Source organism: bacterium (assembly GCA_024226335.1).
Taxonomy (GTDB): Bacteria; Myxococcota_A; UBA9160; order SZUA-336; family SZUA-336; genus JAAELY01.
Window position 1 is genome coordinate 1 of sequence record JAAELY010000085.1, and the last position, 1,308, is coordinate 1,308.

At 63.2% G+C, this 1,308-nt stretch carries 1 protein-coding gene; it reads right to left on the reverse strand.

The features are described 5' to 3' along the window. On the reverse strand, positions 1-1,308 hold a 1,308-nt coding region (locus GY725_03870), incomplete at both ends, for a hypothetical protein (protein MCP4003312.1).

The window sequence follows — 1,308 nt, forward strand, 5'->3', positions numbered from 1 at the left end:
AGCGCTTCTGCAGGGACAGTGCGAGAAGCGCCACGGCGTCCGTCTGTTCCTCCGTGCAGTCATCGTCCTCGAGAAGTTTGCGCGCGACGACCGCGGGCCCCTGTATGGCCAAAGGCAGCGGCACGAGCTGTGGCTCAGCTTGCTGAGAAGCACTGCTGGGCCACATGGAGCCGTTCGCATCCGCATCGTCGAGATTCTCCTCGCCGCCGGTCTGTTGTTTCTTGGCCAAGGCAATAGTCTTCTTCTGCAGCGCGATCATGTCGGTGTGAGGTTGCCCGAAGCCACGCACGAGTGGTGCTGTACTGGCGGGATCGAAGGCGAAGTTCTGCTGCAGAAGGGTGCCGTAGGCATCGTTGAGGCGCATCAGGTTGAGGTCGGCCTGGCTCTTGCGCGTCTTGAAAGGAAGCGACGCGATGTCCTCCTGCTGCAGGCACAAGGAAAGTGTTCTGGTGACTTCGTGCAAAGGAAAGTTCGATAGCTCGCAGGGCGGGACGTCGACGTCCTGTTCGTCGCCGTCCCCGCCGCCCATGTCGACGAATTCCATGGCGGGCCGAGTGCGGTGTTCGCCATCATCGCTGTCGGAGTCGTACTCGGATTCCGCGTCCTGGAGGGGTCGCGTCGGTTTCTTGACCCTGGCTTCCGCCGCGAGGTCGATGTGAGCGATGACGTCCCTGGCGAGGTAGGCGGCGAACTCTGCGAGCGTGCACTGCTCGTCGTGCCACTTGCACGGGAGGCCGAGGAAGGACAAGATGAGCCGTGTGGCTTGTGCAGCCATGGTCCGCTGCAGGCGGTGGCTGCAGAAGTTGCGGAGCATGTCCTTCGTGGCCTCGCCGTGCTGAATCTCGGCCCGTGGTTCCTTGTTCTCCGCGAAGACGGTGGTGTCAGCGAGAACCAACCTCTTTCGCGCCGCCGCACAGCGACAGTCTGCTCGGCCGGCGAGCACGTGGATCTCGCTGTGTCGGAGCCGCCAGGCCCGATGGAACGTGTACGCGCGCTGCGGTACGCGAGGCGACACAGTGATGATTCCGCTGGCTCGGCCAAGCTTTGAGGAAGACGAAGAGGAAGACGCGGCGAGGCGAGAAGCATCACCGGCGAGTTCGGCGAGCTGAGCAGCATCGCCAGCTACGTCTTCGGGACCGCAGCCATTGGATAGAAGGTGGCGGAAGTTCATGACGCTGCCGCAGTCCACGGCGTTGGTGCAGGACCAAGGCGTGAAGAGGATGGCCTTCAGCAGCGCGTTCTGCTCCGGGTCCTGGACGACGGTGGGACATTGGAAGCCGTCGATGGTGGGCACGTGTGCGTGATGCA